The sequence below is a fragment of the Chitinophaga lutea genome (assembly GCF_003813775.1).
In the GTDB taxonomy this organism is placed as follows: Bacteria; Bacteroidota; Bacteroidia; order Chitinophagales; family Chitinophagaceae; genus Chitinophaga; species Chitinophaga lutea.
This window is the reverse complement of record NZ_RPDH01000002.1, coordinates 773,954-797,020: the sequence shown is the minus strand read 5'-3', so window position 1 is coordinate 797,020 and position 23,067 is coordinate 773,954. Positions and strand designations below refer to the sequence as shown.

The following is a 23,067-nucleotide window of genomic DNA, read 5'->3' as shown; positions in this document are numbered from 1 at the left end:
AGGCTATTTGATCATGTACCGTTTTTTAAAAGCAGTGGGGTTTTCCCCGTTCAGCTTTTTGAATACTTTGTTGAAGTAGGAGAGCTGGTCGAAACCCGTGCTGAAGCAGGCTTCGCCCACCGTTTTGTCTTGCAGCAGCAGGTTTTTGGCCTGGTTGATGCGGCAATGGTTCACAAAATCGGTGAAGGTCATGCCCGTCTGTTTTTTGAAATACCGGCAGAATGCGGCCGTGGTCATATGCACCTGTGCGGCGATGTAGTTCACGTCGGGCTTCAGGTGGTAATGCGCGTCCACATAATCGTAAATCACCGACATCCGGTCTTTGTCTTTATCCTTCTGCTGCTGGTTGTAACTGTTCACCTCGTCGTTGAGGCGCATCACTTCCTTGCTGGTGGCCATCAGCTGAAAAATCTCCAGCAGGCAGATGAGCTGGGCGAAATGTTCCATCGCCGGCATCTGCTTCAGTTTTTCCGCTACCAGCCGTTTCGTTTCCCCGCTGAAACAGAGCCCGTACCGCGCCTGCCGGAACAAGTTGTGGATGGCCGACATTTCGGGCGCCTGCAGGAACTGCGCGCCGAGGAAATCTTCCCGCAGCTGTATGACGATCTGGTTCACCTCGTGGCTCAGCCCGTAGTCGAAATTCAGGTGCGGCACATCGGGCCCGATGAAAATCAGGTCGCTGTCGTGGTACGTGCTTAAATGCTGCCCCACGTGGCGGGTGCCCGAGCCTCCTTCCACGTACACGATCTCGTACTCCGGGTGAAAGTGCCAGTAGAAGCTTTTTTTGGTGCAGGACGTGTTCAGCCGGAAGGATTTGCCCGTGTCTGGCCGGATTTCTTCCAGTTCTATTTTATGCATGATTTTACCAGTATCCTGCGAAATTAAGACTTTTTGAAATCAATACAGTGCAAATAATGGTCATTACAGGCGTAGGCGGGAGGCGGCGGCTGAAATAATTTTGCATCATGCATTTCGCTTATTCACTTCCCATACGGATTACCAGGGTTTACCGCATTGCACTGAGCATTTTCTTTTTTGTACAGGGCATCGTATTTGCCAGCTGGGCAAGCCGTATTCCCGATATCAAGACCAGCCTTGGTCTGAGCGACGCCGCACTGGGCGGCCTGCTGCTCGCTTTGCCCGCCGGCCAGCTGGCCGGGATGGGGCTGTCGGGCTACCTGGTGGCCCGTTTCGGGAGCCGGAACATCATGCTGATCGCTGCATTCCTCTATCCCGGGTCGCTGCTGCTGTTGGGGGCGGCGCCTTCCGTGATGCTGCTGGCTGCGGCGCTTGTGGTTTTCGGCCTTTGCGCCAACCTGATGAACATCGCGGCCAATACCCAGGCCGTGGGGGTGGAAATGTTGTACCGCCGCAGTATCCTCGCCAGTTTTCACGGGCTGTGGAGCCTCGCGGGTTTTACCGGCGGTCTCGTCGGTGGCCTGATGGTGGCGCATCACCAGACGCCTTTTGTGCATTACCTGATCATCTTCAGCGTGTCTATCGTACTGGCCATTGTTGCCGGCGCCTATCTGCTGCCGAGGGACGTATCGAAAAAAGATAAAACGGGGCGGATTTTTGTGAAGCCCGATAAAAACATCGTGGTGCTGGGCCTGATCACTTTTGCCTGTATGATCTGCGAGGGCACGATGTTCGACTGGAGCGGCGTGTATTTCGAGCAGGTGGTGCATGCGCCTGTGACCTGGAGCCGGCTGGGATTCATCGCTTTCATGAGCACCATGGCCGGCGGGCGTTTTGTGGCCGACTATTTTATCACCAGGTTCGGGACGCAGCGCATTTTGCAGTGCAGCGGGCTGATCATCCTGACCGGTTTGCTGCTGGCCGTTATTTTCCCGTATATGGTGACCAGTACCATCGGTTTCCTGCTGGTGGGAATGGGCGTGGCCTCGGTGGTGCCGATGAGCTACAGCCTGGCCGGGCGTTCCAAAACCATCCAGCCCGGCGTGGCGCTGGCGATGGTATCGTCCATCGGCTTCCTGGGATTTTTGCTGGGCCCGCCGCTGATCGGTTTTGTGGCGGAAGGGTATGGCCTGCGCTGGTCGTTTACGCTCATCGCCGTGCTGGGGTTAGGTACCACCTTGCTGGCCGGCAGCCTGAAGAAGTTTGAAGAGCCATAGCATTGTATGGCTGCGGTGCGCCTGACAGTGGGCGCGTCAAATCCATCATGCCGGCCGCATAACGGCCGGCAATCGCATTGACATGAATAAAGCCAGAAGGGGCGTATCGCAATAACATTCTTTTTTTTCATCTCGGGTTTCGGGTTTTCCACCTGGGCCTCCCGTATTCCCGATATCCAGCACAGCCTCGGTTTGAATGAGGCGCAGCTGGGCAGCGTATTGTTTGCATTGCCGTTGGGCCTGATGTTTACCATGCCGGTAACCGGGATGTTGTTGCAGCGCTTCAGCAGTAACGTGATCATGTTCGCCGGTTCCCTCGCCTTTAACGCCATGCTGAGCTGCCTGGGATTTGCCGGCGCGGCGTGGCAGCTGGTAGCGGGCCTTTTCCTTTTCGGCGCGTCGCGCAACCTCCTGAATATTTCCATGAACGCACAATCGGTGGGCATACAGGCGCTGTACGACCGTTCCATCATCACCACCTTTCACGGCATCTGGAGCGTGGCCGGTTTCAGCGGCGCTGCAGTAGGCGGCGTGATGGTGTATTTCCATATTTCGCCCGCCATCCATTTTCTCGTAGTGGGCGTATTACTTGTGATACTCGGTTTCTTCGCCTATCCCGGCGTACTGGAGCAGCCCGCTGCGGGCACGGGAAAGCGCCGGTTCGCCTGGCCCGATAAACACCTGCTGAAATACGGCCTCATCTGTTTTGCGGTGATGAGCTGCGAAGGCACGATGTACGACTGGAGCGGGATTTATTTCCAGAAAGCCGTACAGGCATCCAAAGAAGTAGTGACGGCCGGTTTTGTGGCGTATATGATCGCCATGGCCGCGGGCCGTTTCAGCGGCGATAAACTGGTGAACAGACTCGGTGTGGTGACGATGATCAAATACAGCGGCCTGCTGGTATTCACGGGGTTGATGCTGGCCGCGCTGCTGCCTTATCCGCTCATCGCGGGCTTGGGTTTTATGATGACCGGCGTGGGTGTTTCGTGTGTGGTGCCGCTGGTGTTCAGCATGGCGGGAAAGTCTGCCACCATGGCTAACGGACCGGCTATTGCCGCAGTATCTACCGTAGGATATCTCGGATTTCTGCTTGTACCGCCGATGATCGGTTTCCTGGCCGAAGCGGCAGGGCTCAGGTGGGCCTTTGGTTTGATGGCTTTTTTCGGGCTGGCGATTACTTTGCTGGTATTGGCGAGTGCGAAAAAACGGATGATTGCCACGGAGAGAAGTGCGTAGTTTTTAGATCACCAGCCATGCGAGCGCTATCAGCGCCACATCGTTCCCCAGCGATGCCCGCAGGATGCGCAAGGCCTTGCGCATATGCTGCTCCACGGTATTGACGGAAATGTTCAGCCGCTCCGCCACTTCTTTGTTCGACAGCTGGTCTTCCCGGCTCAGCAGAAACACCGCCCTGCATTGCGGCGGCAGTTCCTGTATCCGCGCTTTTACATAGGCCTGCAGTTCTTTCAGCTCCAGCTGCACATTTACTTCACGCGGCTGCATCGACGCCTGTTTCCACAACGCCGCATCTTTCCGCAGTTGCGCCAGTAACTGCCGGTGATAATTGAATACACGGTTTTTCAGTGCAATGAAAAGGTAACTTTCAGGAAGGGTATCGTCGCGCAACTGGTGCTTCTGCCGGTAAAAAGACAGGAATACATCCTGCACCAGTTCTTCTGCGGCCGCGGAATCACCGGTCTTTTTATAGGCCAGGTTGACCAGGCGGATGAAGTGCCGTTCGTACAGGGTGTTAAAGGCCTTCTCGTCTCCCAGCCGCCATAACGCGAAAAGTTCAGGGTCAGTATGGTCTGCAAACTGTATGATACCGATAAAGTTTGTTCAAATTTAATAATATTCCGTACTTTTTTCCTGCTTTGCTGAATCGATTCAGCAAAAAATTAATTTTCCTTATACTGTATACAGAATCAATTAGTTAGAAAACAAAGCGACGGAAACTTTAAAAAAAATACCCCGGACACTAACGGCAACACGTGAAAACCGTGTTTTTATCATTGTAACACTTATGGAAGCATTGGCTTTATATGAACTCCTGGAAAAGTACCGTCTCGGCAAATGTACGCCTGAAGAGCTGGAACAGCTTAATCAATGGTACGCGTCGCTCGGCGGAGGGCGCACCGGTCAGCTGCTGGAAGAAGGCAGCGAAGCGGCCGCCGCGCTCACACGCCTGAAACTCGACGAACTGAGAAGCCGGCTGCCGCAGAAACAGACACCGGTTGTGCGGATGCCGCTCTGGAAGCGGGCCGGGCGCTGGGCGGCGGTGGTAGCCGGGATGGCTGCGCTCGCAGGAGGCATCTACTATTTTACACGCCCCCTGCCCAGGCAGGAAATGCTGGCCCGGGAGCACCGTGAACCGGCGACGTTCAGCCGCTATATCACCCTGCCCGACGGCAGTACCGTGGTGTTGCATGCCGGCAGCAGGCTGGAGTATCCCGCTTTGTTCGAAAACGGCACCCGGGAAGTGACGCTGGTGGGTGAAGCTTATTTCGATATCCGCCGCGATACGGCCAAACCCTTCATCATCCACAGCGGCAGCCTCCGCACCACCGTGCTCGGCACCGCCTTCAATATCAAAGCCTATGAAAATTCGCCTGAAATAACGGTGTCGGTTACACGGGGGAAAGTAAAAGTGGAAACGGAACAGGAAGGCAAACTGCTGGCAGTGCTCACCCCTGACCAGCAGGTGGTGTACACGAGCACGGCCGCTGCGGCGGTCAAGCAGCCGGTAGCGGCAGAAGCTGCGGCCGACTGGATTCGGAACGATATGGTATTCGATAACCAGACGTTCGGGGACGTCGCCAAAATACTGGGCAGCCGCTACCGCGTCAATATCCGGTTTGAGAACCCGGAACTGGAAAACTGCCCCATCAGGGCCTCCTTCAGCGGAACGGAGCCGCTCGACGTTGTATTATCCGTGGTATGTACTATTCGCAATGCGTCGTATACGATCGATGACGACTTCAATGTCGTCATCACTGGAAATGGATGTCAACAGTAACTGTAACATAAACAACCAGATTTAATAGAGAACCAGAAAGTCAAGTCAGCAACACTATTCATTCACCTAAAACTGCGTGTCGAACATGAAATGGGCTATTGTTTTGCCTGTATAGGATCCTCTTTGCGCATACACACGCAAAGCTGAACTGAACCCATGATGCAAACATGAAACGGGCAATGGTATTGCCCTAGCAGGCCATCCTATGCCTGGCGCTCAACCAGAATTATTTGTAACAAACTAAACTTAATCTAGTTATGAAAAAAAACGTAGCTGTCCAGAAACAGCTGAGGGGCTTCCTGTTGCCTGTACTGATCTCCGCTTTTTTAGTGCTGCCCCTGTTCCTCTCTGCTTCCGGCAATGCGCAGGACATGTCCACTAAAAAAATCACGCTCTCCCTGGCGAAGGAAAGCCTGCGCAATGCGCTCGACAAAGTGGAGGCGCTCTCGGGCTTCCGCATTGCCTATCCTCCCGAGCAGGTGGCGCGGTACAAAAACATCAGTCTTCCCAAAGGCACCCGCACCGTCAAAGAAACCATCAACCTGCTGTTGTTGAGAACGCCTTTGCAGTTCCGGCAGCAGGACGATATCATCGTCATTTTCCGGCAGGAAGATGAAAAAGCGGTAACGGACACCACTGCCGCGCCGGCCGCGCCGCCGCAGCAGGCGAAGCAGCGAACCATCATCGGGTCGGTTACGGAAGCGCGCACCAACGTGTCGCTGCCGGGTGTGACCGTGATGATCAAAGGCACCAATAAAGGCACGCAAAGCCAGGCCGACGGTACTTACAGCCTGCAGGTGCCGGCCGGTTCCACCGCTTTGCTGTTCAGTTATATCGGGTACGCGCAGAAGGAAGTGGAGCTTACTTCCTCCAACCAGCTGCATGTGGCGCTCGATCCTTCCAACACCGGGCTGGATGAGGTAGTGGTGGTGGCGTACGGCGAACAGAAAAAACAAACGGTGACCGGTGCGGTGGCTTCGCTGTCTACAAAAGAACTGCAGCAGAGCCCGGTGTCGAACCTTACCAATGCGCTGGCCGGCCGTCTGCCGGGCCTGATCACCACGCAAAGAAGCGGCGAGCCCGGCGTGGACGCCAGCACGCTGTATATCCGCGGCATCGGCACGCTCAACGGCGCCACGCCGATTTTTATGGTGGATGGTGTGGAGCGTAGTATCGATTACGTGGATCCCAACGATATTGAAAGCCTCACCATCCTGAAAGATGCCGCGGCCACCGCCGTGCTCGGTATGCGCGGCGCCAACGGCGCGGTGCTCATCACCACCCGCCGCGGTAAATCGGGCGCTCCGTCCGTTAACTTCCGCGCCTCCACTGGGATGCAGGAAGCCACCAGGCTCCCCAAATACCTCGGTTCCTACGACTATGCCCGCCTGCTGAACGAGGCGCTGGTGAACGACGGCGCACAGCCTGCTTTTACCCAGCAGCAGCTCGATAATTACAAAAACGGCATCGGCCCCAACACCGACTATTACAAGTTCATCATGAAAACCTCCCACGTTGGCCAGGCCAATCTCAATGTGAGCGGCGGCGGCAACGTGGCGCGCTATTTCATTTCCGCGGGGTACAACATCGCCGAAGGCAACTACCGCCACACCAAAACCAACAAGGAAGGCTACAACGGCAACAACATCATGAAGCGGTACAACCTGCGCGCAAACGTAGATGTGGACATAACGCCCACGTTAACGGCCCGCCTCGACCTGGCCGGTATCCTTACCGACCGGCGCGATGGCAACAACTCCGCCAGCACCATCATGAACCTCGCCAACCGCATGGCGCCCATCTACCCGATTTTTAACGAAGACGGCAGCATGTGGGGCAACGGCACCTTCCAGAGCAATATCTACGGGGAACTGTCGCAGAAAGGCTACCGCCGCTGGTACAACAATACCACGCAGGGTACCTTTTCACTCACGCGCAAACTTGATTTCCTCACCAAGAACCTGAGCGCCAAACTTTCATTTTCCTATGACAACACCAATACGCCCAACGCCAGTTATGGCCGCAACTACGCGGTATTCGAGCCGCTGCGGAATGCGCAGGGCCAAATCACCGGCTACAAACAATTCGGCAACGATACCCGCATAGATCCCAACGGCGGCTTCAGCGGCGGCGGCGCAACGCGGCAGACCTACGTGGAAGCAACCGCCAACTGGAACCGCACCTTCAAGAAACACGCCGCCACCGCCATTCTGCTGTGGAACAGGCGTTTGCTCGAAAGCGGTTCTTCCATTCCCAATGCTTACCAGTCGCTGTTATTCCGCAGCACGTATAACTATAACCAGAAGTATCTGCTGGAACTGAGCGCTTCTTACCAGGGGTCCGAAAACTTCCCCAAAGAAAGCCGCTTCGGTTTTTTTCCCTCCGTATCTGGTGGATGGGTACTGTCTGAAGAGCCCTTTATCAAAGACAACGTGTCTTTCATCCGTTTCCTCAAACTGCGTGCTTCCTATGGAGAGGTGGGGAACGACCGGGGCGGCTCCGACCGCTTTCTCTGGTTCACTTCCTGGGGCGGCGCGGACCCTTATTACTTCGGTACCGCCGCCAACCAGGCCAACGGCTGGGGACAGGGCGCCATCGGCAACCCCGGTGTTACCTGGGAGCGCGGCAAACAGATCGACCTCGGCATCGACCTGCAATTGTGGAACGGGTTATTTGACCTGACCCTCGATGTGTTCTCACAGCAAAGGCGGCAGATCCTCATTTCGCGCAGCACCCTTTCAGACGTGTTCGGGCAGAACATCAAGGCGCAGAACATCGGCGCCGTTGACAACAAAGGCATCGAATTCGAGATTTCGCACCGCAACACCATCGGCGAATTCCGCTACCAGTTCAAACCTAACTTTACCTTTGCCCGCAACAAAATCATTTACCGCGACGAAGTGGCCCGCCGTTATCCCTGGATGCGCCGCACCGGTCATCCCATCGACACCAAGTTCGGCCTGATCGCGGAAGGTTTCTTCAAAGATGCGAACGACGTGGCCAGCAGCCCATTCCAGAACTTTTCCGCGTACGGCCCCGGCGATATCAAATACAAAAAACTCACCGGCAAGGAGTACGACTACATACAGGAAGCCTTCGACGAAACCCGCATCGGGTATTCCCGCACGCCGGAAATCATGTATGGCGCCACGCTGTCGATGGGTTTCCGCAACATCGATTTCAGCGTGCTCTTCCAGGGCGCCGCGCATGCGGATGTGATGCTGAACAACGAGGCCGTGTACGAATTTTTCCAGAGCGGTAAAGTGAAACCTTTCCACCTCGGCCGCTGGACGCCCGAAACGGCTGCCACCGCCACGTACCCGAGGCTGCACAGCAATACCCATAACAACAACCACCGCGCGTCCACTTTCTGGATCCGCAGCGCCGACTACCTGCGCCTGAAAAACGCAGAAGTGGGGTATACGCTTCCCAAACGCTGGATCGCCCCGCTGGCGCTGTCTTATTTCCGCGTGTATTTCAACGGCATGAACCTTTATACCTGGGACAAACTGGGCGACTACCAGGTTGACCCGGAAATCGGGGACGGCAACGGCGCCATGTATCCCATTCAGCGTATCTGGAACTTCGGGATAGACGTGAAATTTTAACCACTAACAATTAAGCTGAATCAGATGAAACGGAATATTCAAACCATCATACTCCTGTCGCTCTGCATCGCCCTGCTGCCGCATTGCAAAAAGGGCTTTCTCGACAGGGCGGCCACCACGCAGCAGCAGGACGTGGATATCTTCACCAGTTTCGCCATGACGGACCAGGTGGTGAACAACCTGTACAGCAGGATGCGCGGCACTTACACCTATCTCAGCGGGTACAACATGGGATCTGCCACCGATGAGGCGAAGGACGCTTCCAACTGGATGGCGTCCATGCGCTTCAACAACGGATCCTGGTCGGGCAACTCGAACCCCATCGGCAATACGTGGCGCGACAATTACGTGGCGATACGCCAGGCCAACACCATCCTTGAAAACGTGGCGAAGTTCAAAACGCCCGACGACCCGAACAATCCCGGCACGCTGGAAAACAGGCTGGGGGAGGTGTACTTCCTGCGCGCGTACTTTTTATGGGAGCAGATGCGGCAGTTCGGCGGTGTGATCATCGTCACCAAATCCATCGATCAGACCGATGAGGCCGCGCTCAACAAACCCCGCAATACCTACGACGAATGTGTGGCGCAGGTGGTGGCCGATTGCGACGAGGCTTTCAAGCGCGTGCAATATGCCTACGATCCCAATACCCATGTGGGCCGTGTGACGAAAGGCGCCTGCCTGGCGCTCAAAGCGCGCGTGCTGCTGTTTTCCGCCAGCCCGTTGTGGGCCAATGCCGGGAAAACGGGATTCCTGGCCGATATCACGGCGGGCAGCAAACCTTCCGACCCCGCCAAATGGAAAAAGGCGGCCGATGCGGCCAAGGCCGTGATCGATCTTAAAGACGGCGGCAACCCCGTGTACGCACTGGAGCCTACGCTGGCGGCCCGGGGCGAAATGTTCAAGAACAGGACCCTGCAAAGCAAGGAGGTGATCTTTGTGCGGATGCGCGAAGCCAACCAGGATTACGACCGGTACATTTTTCCCAAAGGGTACGGCGGCTGGAGCGGTTGTGCGCCTGCGCAGAACCTGGTGGACGATTATGAAATGAACAACGGCCTGCCCATTAAAGACCCGCTTTCCGGCTACGACGAAAAGCGTCCTTACCTGAACCGCGACCCGCGTTTTTATTCGGACATTCTCTATAACGGCGCCAACTGGAAAGGCCGGAAAGTGGAAACCTACGCCACCGGCCGCGACCGCCAGAGCACGGAAACCGATTATACACGCACCGGCTATTTTACCCGCAAGCTGGCCGATGAGGCCATTACGCCCGGCCAGAGCGGCAGCCGCTTCATTCACGGCATCAATTACCGGCTGGCGGAAATGTACCTGAGCTATGCGGAAGCGCTTAACGAGTGCGAGCCAGCCAACGCCGATGTGCTCAAATATGTGAACCTGATTCGCACCCGCGCAGGCCAGCAGCCGCTGCCCGGAGGGCTTTCCCAGGCCGATATGCGCACGCGCATCCAGAACGAGCGGCGGATAGAACTTTGTTTCGAGAACCACCGCTTCTGGGACGTACGCCGCTGGAAAATCGCGGAAGAAACGCAGAAAGAGCTCTGGGGCATGCGGCCCATCATCGACGCAGCCGCGCCTGATGGTTTCCGGTACGAACGCTTCAAGGTGGAAGACCGCCTGTGGAGAAATGCCATGTACGTGATCCCTATCACAACCGACGAAACGCTGCGGAATCCCAACCTGAAACAAAACGAAGGGTGGTAGAGAGGCGTTTTTAAGCCTTTTGGCGGCCCTGGCGGGTAAATCCCCCGGCAAGGGTAGCGCCGGCCTCCCGGAGGGCCTGTAAACTGGATTTTGCAGGTAATGCCGGGAACAGCAGGCCAAGGGCTTACCTGAACCATGGATAAGCTACCCATAAAGTACCTCCCTTGTCAGGTACCTTATGGGTACTTCATACGTACTTAACAGGTACTTCATAGGTACTTTATCTATGCTGAAAGATAGGCTGGATAAGAGAAACGACTGATTTTCCCTCGGGGGAGGCCTTGCCCTGCCATAGGTTTAAAGTCCTTTTCTGCTCCAGATGCCGGAAAATCGTGTTATCGGTTGACGGTTTGGCTCAACGTTCAGATGCGTGTTTAGGGTGGGCTTTTTGTCCTGTTACAGGCTTAAAGGCCTTTCCACACCAGATGCCGGAAAATCCTGTTACCGGTTGACGGTTTGGCCCAACGTTCAGATGCGTGTTCACGGGGGCTTTTTCGTTCTGTTGCGGGTATAAAGTCTTTCCTTCTTTGAACTGTTTCCAGACTGGTTAACAAACAGCACTTTTTATTCCTTGGATCGTCAGACGCAATCACCTGCGTTTGTCCTGGCGGCAAAAGAAACCCGAAAAGCGTATTTCCTACCTTTAAAGGAATATGAAACAAAACGGAAGCCATTGTAAAAAATCTGATCACAGAATGGAAGCCGTGGAAACCCTGAACGGCATGCAGCAAATCGGGCTGCATGCCGTTCTTCGCTGAAACCCGCGTCTAAATCCTTTTAGCAGGCCATTTACCGCTCAACAAAAAAATCAAAAACACGTCAAAAGTTTTCTATTTTAGCGACACTATGGTACTACAATCGAACAATTCTTTACGGAGCCGGTCGTGGATCGGCTTTTTATGTGTGTGCGGTGCCGGCCTGGTACTCGGCCGCCCGGCGTTTGCCCAGCAAGGGCCGCTGCCGCTGCACGACCTGTCCGCTTTCAAGAACGCGGGCAGCACCTGGCAGGTGGCCGGCGATGTAAGCGCCGTACTGGGCAAACCCAACACGCTCAGGACCACCAAAGGCACCGGCGTACTGGTGAACCTGCCGGGTAAAAAACATCACGGCGCCGATCTCTTTTCCGGGATGGAACACGGGGATATCGACCTCGAGCTGGACTACATGATGGCCGAAGGTTCCAACTCCGGCATTTACCTCCAGGGGAGTTATGAGCTGCAGCTGCTCGACAGCTGGGGGGTGACTGCCCCGCGCTCCGGCGACAACGGCGGTATTTATGAACGCTGGAACGATGACATGCCCGAAGGCCAGAAAGGTTACCAGGGCTACGCTCCGCGGCAGAACGCCAGCAAGGCGCCCGGCCTGTGGCAGCACCTGAAAGTTTCTTTCCAGGCGCCCCGTTTCGATGCCGCCGGCAAGAAAATCGAAAATGCCCGGATCATCCGTGCCGAACTGAATGGCGTGATGATTCATGAAAACGTAGAGCTGATGGGCCCCACCCGTGGCGGCGCAGCTGAAAAACCGCTGGGCCCCCTCCGTATCCAGGGCGACCATGGCGCCGTAGCTTTTAAAAATATCAGTATCCGCGAATTCTCACAACCACGTCCTCAACTTACTGGTCTTCAATACAACGTATTCAAATTGAAAGACGGCTTTAAACCGGGTACTGATTTTTCAAAAGAAAAAGCGGAAGCCAGCGGCAACGCTGCTCAGCTCACGGCCAATGCAGGCCCGCTGTCGAAAGAATATGCCATCCTGTACAAAGGCACCCTGCGCGTGCAGCAGGCCGGTGAGTACAACCTGGCGCTGAATACGCCCGGTGGCGGCGGCCGGCTGAAAGTGAACAACCAGTCTGTCGGCAACGGCGGCAACAACGTGCGCGGCAAACTCCAGCTGCCCGCGGGCGACCTGCCGGTGGAAATCCTCTATGCCAGAACCGGCGACTGGGGCTCTCCGGCGCTTGGGCTGGCCATTGCAGGCCCCGGTATCCGCGAGTTTTACCTGGGCGATGCGGTAACGCCGGACCAGACGGATCCCATCCTCGTGGATGCCGCGGCCAATACCATCCTGCGCAGTTTCATGGATGTGCCCGGCCAGCCGAAGGTGACCCATGCGGTATCCGTTGGCAGCCCCGAAAAGGTGCATTACACGTACGATCTCGATAAAGGGATGCTGGTGCAGGTATGGCGCGGCAACTTCCTGGAAACGACGCCTATGTGGCACGAAAGAGGCAACGGCACCGCCCGGCCCCTCGGCGCATTGCAGCGTTTCGGCACCCCGTTCTTCACGCTGGGCAAACTCAGTGGCGAAGCGGCGGCCTGGGTGGCCGATTCGGCCGGTACCGGTTACCGCCCCAAAGGGTATGTGCTCGATGCGCAGGACAGGCCCACCTTCCGCTACCAGATCTACGGCAGCGCCGTGACCGATGTGATCCGCGTAACCGACAACGGGCACGGCATCTATCGTGAGATCACGGTGGCTTCACCGGCGGTGGACCTCTACGCCAAACTGGCGGAAGGGGAGCAGATCGAAATGATCGAAAAGGATTTTTATGTGATCGACGGCAAGGCCTGGTACCTGCAGCTGCAGGATGCCGGCGGCGCCAAACCGGTGGTGCGCAACGGCGCCAAAGGTAAAGAGCTGGTGGTGCCCGTGCGCGGCAAACTGACTTATTCCATCCTTTTCTAAACGACCAATGACAATACTGATGAAAAATATATTAAAGAAGGCGGCGCTTTACCTGTTGCCGCTGGTTGCGCAACTGCCTGCCGCCGCGCAGGAAACGCCCAAGGAAGAAGACTACTTCCGCATCATGAAAATGAGCGCGCCGGAAGGTACGCTGCTGGAGGTAGGTGGCCTGGCCGTGTTGCCCAATGGTGACCTCGGCGTGGCTACCCGCCGCGGCGATGTGTTTATCGTGGAGAACCCTTCCGGCAGAAGGCCTTTCTTCCGCAAATTCGCGAGCGGCCTGCATGAAATTCTCGGCCTCGCGTATAAAGACGGTTCGCTCTACTGCGCACAGCGCGGGGAACTGACCAAACTCACCGACACCAACATGGACGGCAAGGCCGACGTATACGAAACGGTATACGCATGGCCGATCAGCGGGCACTATCATGAATATTCCTTCGGCCCCAAACTGGCGCCCGACGGTTCATTTTTCGTGTCAGGCAACGTAGCCTTCGGTGATGAGGAATGGTGGCGCGGTGAAAGCCGCGTGCCCTGGCGCGGATGGATGATGCACATCTCGGCAGACGGCTCCACGCTTGAGCCCTGGGCTACCGGCATGCGCTCTCCCTGCGGTTTGGGCATGATCAACGGCGAACTGTTCTATTCCGAGAACCAGGGCGACTGGATGGGCTCCGGCGGTATCTGGCAGGTGAAAAAAGGGGACTTCGTAGGCCATCCTGCAGGGCTGCGCTGGGCACAGGAACCGAATTCCCCGGTGAAGCTCACCAATGCGCAGTTCGTTGCCAGCATGGACGAACGCCGCGTGAAAAACGCCAACGGCCGCTTCATCAAACCGGAGAACGTCGTGAACGAACAGTTCAAAACCATGTTTGAAATGAAACAGACGCTGCCTTCCCTGCGTACACCCGCCGTTTGGCTGCCGCACGGGGTGCTGGGTATTTCCAACTCGGAAATCGTGCCCATCCCCGAAGGTACCTTCGGGCCGTTTGCCGGCCAGGTACTGATCGGCGACCAGGGCCAGAGTAAAATCATGCGCGTGGTGATGGAAAAAGTGAAAGGCGAATACCAGGGCGTTGCGTTCGACTTCCGCGGTGGCTTCCAGAGCGGCGTACTGCGCCTGGCCTGGGGGAAAGACGGTTCCCTCTTCGTAGGTGAAACCAACCGCGGCTGGGGCTCGGCCGGCGATGCCAACGAAGGCCTGCAACGCCTCGTCTGGAACAACCGCATCCCCTTCGAAATGCAGACCGTGAAAGCCATGCCCGACGGTTTTGAAATCGAGTTCACCCTGCCGGTAGATAAAAAATCCGCGGAAGACATCGCGTCTTATTCCGTGGAGAGTTTCATCTACAAATACCACCCGGTGTACGGCAGTCCAACCGTGAACAACGGCCCCTGTGAAGTGAAAGGCGTGAAAGTGTCTGACGACGGCCTTAAAGTGCGCCTGATCGTCGACAATCTCCGTCAATACTATATTCACAACATCACCCTGGAAGGCGTGCGTTCCCGCGATCATTTTTATTCGCTGGTGCACCCTACCGGTTATTACACGCTCAACAACATTCCTGAAGGCGCCAAACTGGCCATGAGCGAGGTGAGCACTAAAAACTCCGCCAAAGCCGCCGCCGCTGCGAAGGCCGCGGAAGAAAAAGCGGCCGCCAAAACGGCTGCGGTGAAGAAAACGGATGCCGCCAAAACCGCTGCTGCCGCTACGAAGCCGGCCGCTCCCAAAGTGGCGACGTATGAAGAAGTAAAACCGCTGCTCGCCAAATACACCTGCAATGCCTGCCACAATGCAGACAAAAAACAGGTTGGGCCTGCGTTCAGGGATATTGCCAAAAAGAACTATTCCAACGAGATCATGGTGAAACTGATCTACAACCCCAATCCGGAAAACTGGCCGGGCTACGCGACAGAAATGCCGCCCATGCCGCAGGTTCCGAAAAGCGATGCTTTGAAGATTGCCGGCTGGATCAATTCACTGAAATAATGATATCCAGACAAAAAGCCGCTCCTGCTATCCGCGGGAGCGGCTTTTTCATGCCCATACCGTTTTAATGGAAGCATTCAATCACGGATTGAATCCTGCTCGAATATACCCTGCAATTCGTCGTATCACGTTCTCCCGGAGTTGCACCCACGCTCAATGCGTACATGAATACCGCCAGCCAGCTCGTCGTGAACAATGTTGGCCGGACGCTCCGCGCAGGATCAGGGTGGCGGTATACAGGATAACTTCAGGAACATATGGCAGCCAATCGTTCCTGAACACCCTGATCGTAGAGGAACAATCATGACCGGTAAAACGATCGTTCATACAACGGCCCGCGATTTTGCGGGCTGTTGCATGGATAACGGGACCCATTCCCGTATGTTGCCTGAAACGCGAACAAAAGAATGGCTCTGGAGCCGGGCGCAAATTGCCGGCTGACGTTTTGTTTTGATGGAAAGGGAGCGCTGCACCCAAATATTAAATCTTTCTACAACCGATTGCATTTTCCGTAGCTATTGTTATATTTGATACCGACAGTCAATCAGAATCTTCTCACCAAAAAAATCCTGACAACTCAACACGACAAAAAAAGTAAACGAAAAACCGCTCATCATCGGACCTAACGCTAAATCGATTTAGTATTACATCTTATTGATCAACTTAATTCGCACATTATGAAAAGATGCTTTCAATGGAGGCGGGCCTTCCTGTTCCTCTTCCTTTGCCTGTCTGCCATCACTGCCACGGCGCAGCAGGCCGTTAAAGGCAAGGTAACGGACGCCGCAGACGGCGCCGCACTTCCCGGGGTGAACGTAACCGTGCCGGGCACGCAGGCCGGCGCCGCCACGGACGCAAACGGCAATTTCTCCATCACCTTACCCGCCGGCGCCGCTTCGCTGCGCTTTTCCTTTGTAGGGTACGACGCGCAGACGGTGGCCGTCGGCGCACAAACCACCATTAACGTACGGCTGCAGGCGGCCTCCAAAGGCCTGGGCGAAGTGGTAGTGGTTGGTTACGGCACGCAAACGCGCCGCGATCTGACGGGCACCGTATCGCAGGTAAAAGGAGCCGATATCCGCAACCTGCCGGTGAGCGACCCGGCACAGGCCATCCAGGGCCGCGTAACGGGCGTGAACATCGTCCGGTCGGACGCATCGCCCGGCACCACGCCCAGCATCCGCATACGCGGTACGGGCACCATCAACGACGCGGAGCCGCTCATCGTGATCGACGGTGTACCCGCGGGCGGCCTCAGCGATGTGAACCCGAACGACATCGCCTCCATGGAAATCCTCAAAGACGCATCGGCTTCGGCCATCTACGGTACGCGCGCGGCCAACGGCGTGGTGCTCATCACCACCCGCAAGGGCAACTTCGGGGAGAAGCTGCGCGCCAGCGTGAACGTGTACCGCGGCGTGAGCGATGCGCTCAGATATGTAGACCTGCTGACGGCGCCCGACCTGGTGATGCTGAAAAAAGAGCGGTATGCCAACGACGGCATCGCGCCCAACCCGGTATGGAATGACCCGTATTACAGCGTGCAGCGCACCGACTGGCAGAAAGCCGTGCTGGGCACAGGGCACGTGACGAATGCGGACGCGCAGATCCGTGGTGGCAATGCAGCATCCAATTACCTGTTCAGTCTTGGTTACTATGATGAAAAAGGGATCATCGAGAACAGTTACTTCAAACGGTACACGGCCCGCATCAACTCGGAGCACAAACTGGGTAAACGGGTGAAGATAGGAGAGAACCTCCAGTTATCGCTCCGCCAGAACCAGGGCTTCGATACATATTCTTCCCAGACGGGCCTGCTGTTCAGTACGCTGCGTTTCAACCCGGCCATCCCGGTGCGGAATGAAGACGGCTCTTACGGCACCGGCAAAGCCAGCAGCGAACTGGGAGACATCAACAATCCCGTGTTCACGCTGGAAACGTCCGACAGCCGGAATAAATACTACCGTATGCTGGCCAACATCTATGGTGAACTGGAAATCATCAATGGCCTGAAGCTGCGCGCCAATGGCGCTTTCGACGGCGGGCTCACCGATAATTATTATTTCAACCCCCAGGTGCTCGACCAGACGCGTGTGCGCGACCGGGCGGAGTTATCCCGCGAAAGCAGATCGAACAGTTCGCTGCTGGGAGAGATCTTCCTGAACTTCAAACGCACGTTTGCCGCGGCGCATGATATCGATGTGACCGGCGGTTATTCCGTACAGACCTTCAAAGGCGATTATTACCGCGCGGAACGCAGGGGGTATAATGATGAGAGCCCCGACCAGCGCGTGCTCGACAACGGCGACATCCTCGCCAACATCAACGGTAACTTCGACCCCGACCGGGCGCTGGCCTCCGGCTTCGTGCGCGCCTTTTACGGGTATAAAGGAAAATACCTGCTGACGCTGACGTTCCGGGCGGACGGTTCATCCAGGTTTTCGCCAGACAACCGCTGGGGTTATTTCCCCGCTTTCTCCGCCGGCTGGCGCATATCGGAAGAAAAGTTCATGAAGGATAACCTGGCCTTCATCAGTAATCTGAAGCTCACCGGCGGCTGGGGCGTGCTGGGGAACTCGAATGTGGCCGACTTCCAGTACCTGGCGCCCATCAACAAAGACCGGCGTTACAGCTTCGGCGGCACAGCCGTTACGGGCATCTGGAATTCCCGCCTCGCCAACCCGGACATTACCTGGGAAAAGGCGAAGATGACCAACGTAAGCCTCGAAGCAGGTTTCCTCGAGAATCGCCTCACCACCACCGTTACCTGGTTCGTTAAAAATACCACCGACATGCTCGTACCTGCCCCCGAAATGGACGTGCACGGCCGCGCGGGCATTCCCGACCGTAACATCGGCGAACTGAAGAATACGGGCTGGGAAGTGGAAGCCGGTTACCGCGGCAATGCGGGCGCCTTTACCTACAATATCAGCGCCAACGCCTCTTTCATCAAAAACACTGTCACCAGGCTGTACGAACCGGGCACCTACATCGGCTCCGCCTCTTACGGCCGTCAGCAGCAGGAGATTTCGCGTACCTACGAAGGGCAGCCGATCGCCTCGTTCTTCGGCTGGAGGACCAACGGCATTTACCAGACGCAGGACGAGATCAACCGCGACCCGGCGCTGGCCAATGATTCCCGCAAAACCAACATCGCGCCGGGCGACGTGCGGTTCGTGGATCAGAACAACGACGGCAAAATAGACGAAGGCGACCGTGTGTACCTGGGCAGCCCTAACCCCGATGTGGTGTATGGATTGCAGCTGGGTGCGGAGTACAAAGGTTTCGATTTCAGCGCCTCATTTTCCGGCGTTGCAGGCGTGAAGCTGTACAATGCAGACAAAATGCAGGGCCTCGATCCCACTTTCCCTTTCAATTATTATGCAGAAGCGCTCAACCGCTGGCACGGCCCGGGTACGAGCAACACCATGCCGCGCATGACCACGCTGAACAACAACGGCAATTACCGTACGTCCGACCGCTTCGTGGAGAACGGGAATTATCTCTCGCTCCGCAATGTGGCGCTGGGATATACCATCCCGCCATCGCTCTGGGGGAATTCGGGCATTACCGGCATCCGCGTGTACGTAGCCTGCCAGAACCTGTTCATCCTCACCGATTACTCCGGCCTGAACCCCGAGCTGGGATATACCGACGGCAACCGGCAGCGCGGTGTGGATGTGGCCACTTACCCGGCTGCGCGCACCTTTACATTCGGCGCTTCGCTTAATTTCTGATTCTAAAAAAGTAACGACATGAAAAAGATCAATATATGGTTCGCCGCCACCCTGCTGCTGGGTTTCACCGCCTGTAACAGCGTGCTCGACGTAAAACCGAAAGGCAGTTATACCACGGGCAACTACTGGCGTAACCAGGCCGATGTGATAGACGGTATCAGCGGTATCTACAATATCCTGCTCGAAGAGGATTTCACCGGGCATGCCGAATTCACTTTCGACATCTGTTCCGACGACGAGTTCCGCGCCGGCGACCACGCCGAGGATGCGGCCATCGAAACATTCACGTACGACGCCGGCAACCCGCAGGTGAACTTTTCCTGGAAGTGGAAATATGAAATGATCAACCGTGCCAACAACGCGCTGACGTACATTCCCAACGTGCCGGGCATGGATGCCGCCATCCGCGACCGCAGCCTCGGTGAAGCGCACTTCCTCCGCGCATTCGCCTACTGGCGCCTGACGCTCATTTATGGCGAAGTACCGATGGTGACGGAAGAAGATGTGAAGAAAGGGGCGTACAACCATCCCAAAGCCACCGTGGAAGCGCTCCGCACGCAGATCGAGGCGGACCTGCTGAAGGCCGCCGAACTGCTGCCCGCCAAATACGATGAATCCCAGGCCGGGAGGGTGCATAAAGGCTCCGCATGGGGCCTGCTGACCAAGTTGTATCTCTATTGGGACAAACTCGACAAAGCGATTGAATTCGGTTCGAAAGTAGTGGGCAACAACGATTACCGGCTGGCGGCGAACTACGCGGACAACTTCACCACCGCCACCAGCAACAACCCGGAGATGCTGTTCAATATCCAGACGATGGACGGCTGGGGGTATTCCGACTTCACCACCTACCATACGCCGCGTGAATGGGGCGGCTGGAATTTCCACCAGCCTTTGAAGGAACTGGTGAATGAGTTTGAGCCGAACGATCCGCGGAAAGCGGTATCCGTGATGCAGGACGGCGACATGATCAACGTGGGCAACGACGTAAAAAGATATAATGCCTCCATGTCCAACACCGGGTACCATTTCAGGAAATTCACCAACTGGAAAAGCAACGGCGGCCTGGATTATTCCTTAAAAACGCCGCTGCTGCGCACGGCCGACATATACCTGCTGCTGGCGGAAGCCAAGATCAGGAAAAACGGCGCAGGCGCCGGCGATGCGGAAATCAACGCGGTGAGGCGCAGGGCATCCGTGTTGTTACCGCCGGTTGTTGGTGGCGGCATGGCGGCGGTGATTCATGAAAGAAGGGTGGAGCTGAGCGGCGAAAACGAACGCCACCAGGATTTGATGCGCTGGGACAAAGCCGGCATCGTGAACATCGCGGCGATGTACAGCAAACCGAAAACGGGCCCGGCCGGTGTACTGGTACCTGCGCGCACCTTCCAGAAGCCGAAGCATTACTATTTCCCGCTGCCGCAGGCGGAGGTAGACAGGAGCCGTGGCGTGCTGGAGCAGAACCCGAATTACAAATAACCGGCAGGCTGTAAAAAGCACCGGCTGTTTGAATGCTGCCGGACAACCGGCAACGCATCCGTCAATCCGGATATTTCGAATAAAAGCATAACACCCAAAAGGGGAACCATCCACGGTTCCCCTTTTTCATTTTTCCGTTCAACAAAAATCAGGGCGGATTGCTGGCGTGTTTTTGTATATTTCTTGTCACGAAATTCCACCGATTATGAAACTACCGTTATGGTTAATGGCCTTGTTATGTGTTCACGCAGCCACCGCGCAACAGGTGGCCCATCCTTCACCCGCGCCGCCGGAACCGTTTGTGCTCACGGCGCCGCCCGCTCAAACGCCCACCGCCAAAGTGCCGGATGCCGCGCTGGCCGGTAACGGCGATATCGGGCTGACCTTCGGCGGCTCACCCGGACAGTTTAAACTCTATTTCGGCAAAAACGATTTCTGGCGGGCATATCCTGTGTATCCCGGCGGCGGCATTGCATTGCCGGGCGGGCTGGATGTGACGATCGGCGAACTGGACGGCGCGGATTACAAAGTAACGCAGTCGCCCACGGAAGCCGTGATCCGGGGCTCCTTTTCCAAACCGGGCATCAGCGTGGCCACCGAGGCCTGGGTAGCGGCGATGCACAACACGGTGGTGCTGCGGCTTACCTCCACCAAAAGCTGCACCGCACAGCTGCGGCTCTGGGCGCCGGACGGCAATACCGGTGTGGTGAAGCAGGGCACGAGCGGCAACGTCAGCTGGGTGACGCGCTCTTTTGAAAACACACCGCTGCTGGAGTGGCCGAGCCATGTGGCGCTGGCCATGAATGCCCCGCAGGGCGCCATCCGGCTGGAGCCGGGTAAGCCTGTAACGGTCACGGTTACACTCTATACCAATCACGACCGGCCCGACTGGAAGGAAGCGGCTGTTAATGAGGCCGCGGGGATGAACGAAAGCGGCTTACAGGCGATATATGCGGCACATGCGAAATGGTGGAAGGATTTCTGGGACCGCTCTTCCATCAGCATCAGCGACCCCATGCTGGAGAAATACTATTTCACCTCACAATACCTTTTCGCCTCGTCGTCCCGCCCGGGCAAGTTCGCGCCGGGCATCTGGGGGCCTTTCATCACGAAAGACTCTACGGCCTGGGGCGGCGACTATCACCTCAACTACAATTACCAGGCGCCTTATTGGGCGGCCTTTTCCTCCAACTACACCGACCTCACCGATAACTACGACCAGCCGCTGCTGGATTATATGGACCGGGGAAGGGTACACGCCCGCACGCTGCTCAATATGCGCGGTATCTATTACCCCGTAGGCATCGGCCCGAAAGGCCTCTGCACCACCCGCTGGCCGCTTACGCCCGACGAAATGGAAAAACGCTACGCCACCCGCGAAAACACGATCGACAGCGGGTACAAATTCCTCGGGCAGAAAATCAACGCGGTGTTTGGGGCGGCCAACATGCTGATGCGTTTCTATAGCACCTACGATGAAACGTACGCCCGCCGCGTTTATCCTTTCCTGCTGGCCTGCGCCGATTTCTGGGAAGACTACCTGAAGCTGGAAAACGGGCGGTACGTGATCGAGAACGATCACTACGGCGAAGTGATGCCCAACCTGCGCAATAAAGGCCAGTGGCGGCATATGCTCGGGGATTACAATTCCACGCTGTCCCTGGGCCTCGTTAAAATGCTGTTCAAAGGCATGCTGGAAGTGAGCGCCGTTTTACAAACGGATGCGGCGCGCCGCGAGAAGTGGCGGCATATCGTCACCCACCTCGCGCCATTCCCTACGCAGGAGATAGACGGCCGGGTGCGGCTGAAAAGCGTGGAAAGGAGTCCTGCCGAATGGCACAGCCGCGCCATGGGCCTGGCGCGTGTTTCCATTCACGGGCTCATATTGCCGGGTGAAGTATGCGGCCCTGTAACGGATCCGGCGTTTAATGCGATTTTACTGAGCGATGTGCGCCACTGGAAAGACAGGATGCAGCAGCCGGGGGAGTGGGGCAATACGCTCGGCAACGGCATCGAGACCTGTTTCCCCGGCGCGGTGCGGGTTGGGTATGATGCGGACGACATCCTGCAGCAGCTCAAAGACCGCATCAGGGCGTCGTCATTACCCAACGGCTGGATTACCCAATCAGGCGGAGGCACCGAAACACTGGCCGCCGTTCCTTTAACGGTCAACGAAATGCTGCTGCAAAGCTACGAAGGCCGCGTGCGGGTATTCCCGAACTGGAACCGCAAACGCAACGCATCTTTTCACCAGTTGCGGGCATACGGCGCGTTTGTGGTGAGCAGTGTATTATCCGGCGGAACAGTGCGGCAGGTCGATATCGTCAGTGAAAAAGGCCGCAACCTTGAAATGGAAAACCCCTGGAACGGAAACCCCGTCAAAGTTATAAGGAATGGAAAAAAGGCGGAAACGGTGAGCGGACATGTGTTTACGCTCAAAACAAAAGCCGGGGAAAAGCTGCGGCTGGTGAAGGGATAATCGCATGAAAGCATGAACGGAAATCGATCATTCAATACAATCCCGCATTACTGAAGTTCATGCACTGCCATGTGCCGTTTTCACTAACGGCTGTGACCAGATAAAAAAGCTTGAGCCCGGTACTTTACCGGGCTCAAGCCGTTGAATTGCATGATTGATCCTTCCGGACTTCCGGGGCGCATCAATATACCTGCATTTTTGTCTGCG

General features: G+C 56.4%; 12 protein-coding genes. 10 read left to right on the top strand and 2 right to left on the bottom strand.

Features of this window, described 5'->3' with window-relative positions; genetic code table 11:
* Window positions 1-3: 3 nt before the first annotated feature.
* Window positions 4-858 (bottom strand): helix-turn-helix domain-containing protein, encoded by an 855-nt coding sequence (locus EGT74_RS15500; RefSeq protein ID WP_123847493.1) that lies wholly within the window; start codon window positions 856-858, stop codon window positions 4-6.
* Window positions 859-965: 107 nt separating this feature from the next.
* Between EGT74_RS15500 and EGT74_RS15495 the strand changes: the two genes are divergently transcribed.
* Both EGT74_RS15495 and EGT74_RS15490 read left to right on the top strand, forming a co-directional pair.
* Complete coding sequence (locus tag EGT74_RS15495) at window positions 966-2,135, top strand: MFS transporter (protein WP_123847492.1); 1,170 nt, start codon at window positions 966-968, stop codon at window positions 2,133-2,135.
* 105 nt (window positions 2,136-2,240) lie between these two features.
* Window positions 2,241-3,374, top strand: a complete 1,134-nt coding sequence (locus tag EGT74_RS15490) for an MFS transporter (protein WP_123847491.1) — start codon at window positions 2,241-2,243, stop codon at window positions 3,372-3,374.
* A 3-nt stretch (window positions 3,375-3,377) separates the two neighbouring features.
* Here the strand turns inward: EGT74_RS15490 and EGT74_RS15485 are convergent, their stop codons facing one another.
* Complete coding sequence (locus EGT74_RS15485) at window positions 3,378-3,911, bottom strand: RNA polymerase sigma-70 factor (protein WP_262697166.1); 534 nt, start codon at window positions 3,909-3,911, stop codon at window positions 3,378-3,380.
* Between the two features lie 250 nt (window positions 3,912-4,161).
* Here EGT74_RS15485 and EGT74_RS15480 point away from each other — a divergent pair, with 250 nt between their 5' ends.
* The 8 genes from EGT74_RS15480 to EGT74_RS15445 all read left to right on the top strand — a co-directional run bounded on the left by EGT74_RS15480 (window position 4,162) and on the right by EGT74_RS15445 (window position 22,860).
* Window positions 4,162-5,154: a FecR family protein gene (locus EGT74_RS15480; protein WP_123847489.1), complete on the top strand. Its 993-nt coding sequence runs from the start codon at window positions 4,162-4,164 to the stop codon at window positions 5,152-5,154.
* A 257-nt stretch (window positions 5,155-5,411) separates the two neighbouring features.
* Window positions 5,412-8,762 carry a TonB-dependent receptor gene (locus tag EGT74_RS15475; RefSeq protein ID WP_123847488.1) on the top strand — a complete coding sequence of 1,117 codons (3,351 nt, stop codon included), beginning with the start codon at window positions 5,412-5,414 and terminating at the stop codon, window positions 8,760-8,762.
* 24 nt (window positions 8,763-8,786) lie between these two features.
* Complete coding sequence (locus tag EGT74_RS15470) at window positions 8,787-10,487, top strand: RagB/SusD family nutrient uptake outer membrane protein (RefSeq protein WP_123847487.1); 1,701 nt, start codon at window positions 8,787-8,789, stop codon at window positions 10,485-10,487.
* Window positions 10,488-11,333: 846 nt separating this feature from the next.
* Window positions 11,334-13,175: a 3-keto-disaccharide hydrolase gene (locus tag EGT74_RS27200; RefSeq protein ID WP_123847486.1), complete on the top strand. Its 1,842-nt coding sequence runs from the start codon at window positions 11,334-11,336 to the stop codon at window positions 13,173-13,175.
* A gap of 19 nt (window positions 13,176-13,194) precedes the next feature.
* Window positions 13,195-15,165 carry a hypothetical protein gene (locus EGT74_RS15460; RefSeq protein ID WP_246008225.1) on the top strand — a complete coding sequence of 657 codons (1,971 nt, stop codon included), beginning with the start codon at window positions 13,195-13,197 and terminating at the stop codon, window positions 15,163-15,165.
* A gap of 677 nt (window positions 15,166-15,842) precedes the next feature.
* Entirely contained in the window at window positions 15,843-18,902 is a 3,060-nt protein-coding gene (locus EGT74_RS15455) for a SusC/RagA family TonB-linked outer membrane protein (protein ID WP_123847485.1), read from the top strand.
* 18 nt (window positions 18,903-18,920) lie between these two features.
* Window positions 18,921-20,381: a RagB/SusD family nutrient uptake outer membrane protein gene (locus EGT74_RS15450; protein WP_123847484.1), complete on the top strand. Its 1,461-nt coding sequence runs from the start codon at window positions 18,921-18,923 to the stop codon at window positions 20,379-20,381.
* 205 nt (window positions 20,382-20,586) lie between these two features.
* Window positions 20,587-22,860 carry a glycosyl hydrolase family 95 catalytic domain-containing protein gene (locus EGT74_RS15445; RefSeq protein WP_123847483.1) on the top strand — a complete coding sequence of 758 codons (2,274 nt, stop codon included), beginning with the start codon at window positions 20,587-20,589 and terminating at the stop codon, window positions 22,858-22,860.
* Window positions 22,861-23,067 lie beyond the last annotated feature (207 nt).

Excerpts from the sequence above, each read along its gene's own strand:
- EGT74_RS15500 (WP_123847493.1), bottom strand. The coding sequence starts at position 858 with ATGCATAAAATAGAACTGGAAGAAATCCGGCCAGACACGGGCAAATCC.
- EGT74_RS15495 (WP_123847492.1), top strand. The coding sequence starts at position 966 with ATGCATTTCGCTTATTCACTTCCCATACGGATTACCAGGGTTTACCGC.
- EGT74_RS15480 (WP_123847489.1), top strand. The coding sequence starts at position 4,162 with ATGGAAGCATTGGCTTTATATGAACTCCTGGAAAAGTACCGTCTCGGC.
- EGT74_RS15475 (WP_123847488.1), top strand. The coding sequence starts at position 5,412 with ATGAAAAAAAACGTAGCTGTCCAGAAACAGCTGAGGGGCTTCCTGTTG.
- EGT74_RS15470 (WP_123847487.1), top strand. The coding sequence starts at position 8,787 with ATGAAACGGAATATTCAAACCATCATACTCCTGTCGCTCTGCATCGCC.
- EGT74_RS27200 (WP_123847486.1), top strand. The coding sequence starts at position 11,334 with ATGGTACTACAATCGAACAATTCTTTACGGAGCCGGTCGTGGATCGGC.
- EGT74_RS15460 (WP_246008225.1), top strand. The coding sequence starts at position 13,195 with ATGAAAAATATATTAAAGAAGGCGGCGCTTTACCTGTTGCCGCTGGTT.
- EGT74_RS15455 (WP_123847485.1), top strand. The coding sequence starts at position 15,843 with ATGAAAAGATGCTTTCAATGGAGGCGGGCCTTCCTGTTCCTCTTCCTT.
- EGT74_RS15450 (WP_123847484.1), top strand. The coding sequence starts at position 18,921 with ATGAAAAAGATCAATATATGGTTCGCCGCCACCCTGCTGCTGGGTTTC.
- EGT74_RS15445 (WP_123847483.1), top strand. The coding sequence starts at position 20,587 with ATGAAACTACCGTTATGGTTAATGGCCTTGTTATGTGTTCACGCAGCC.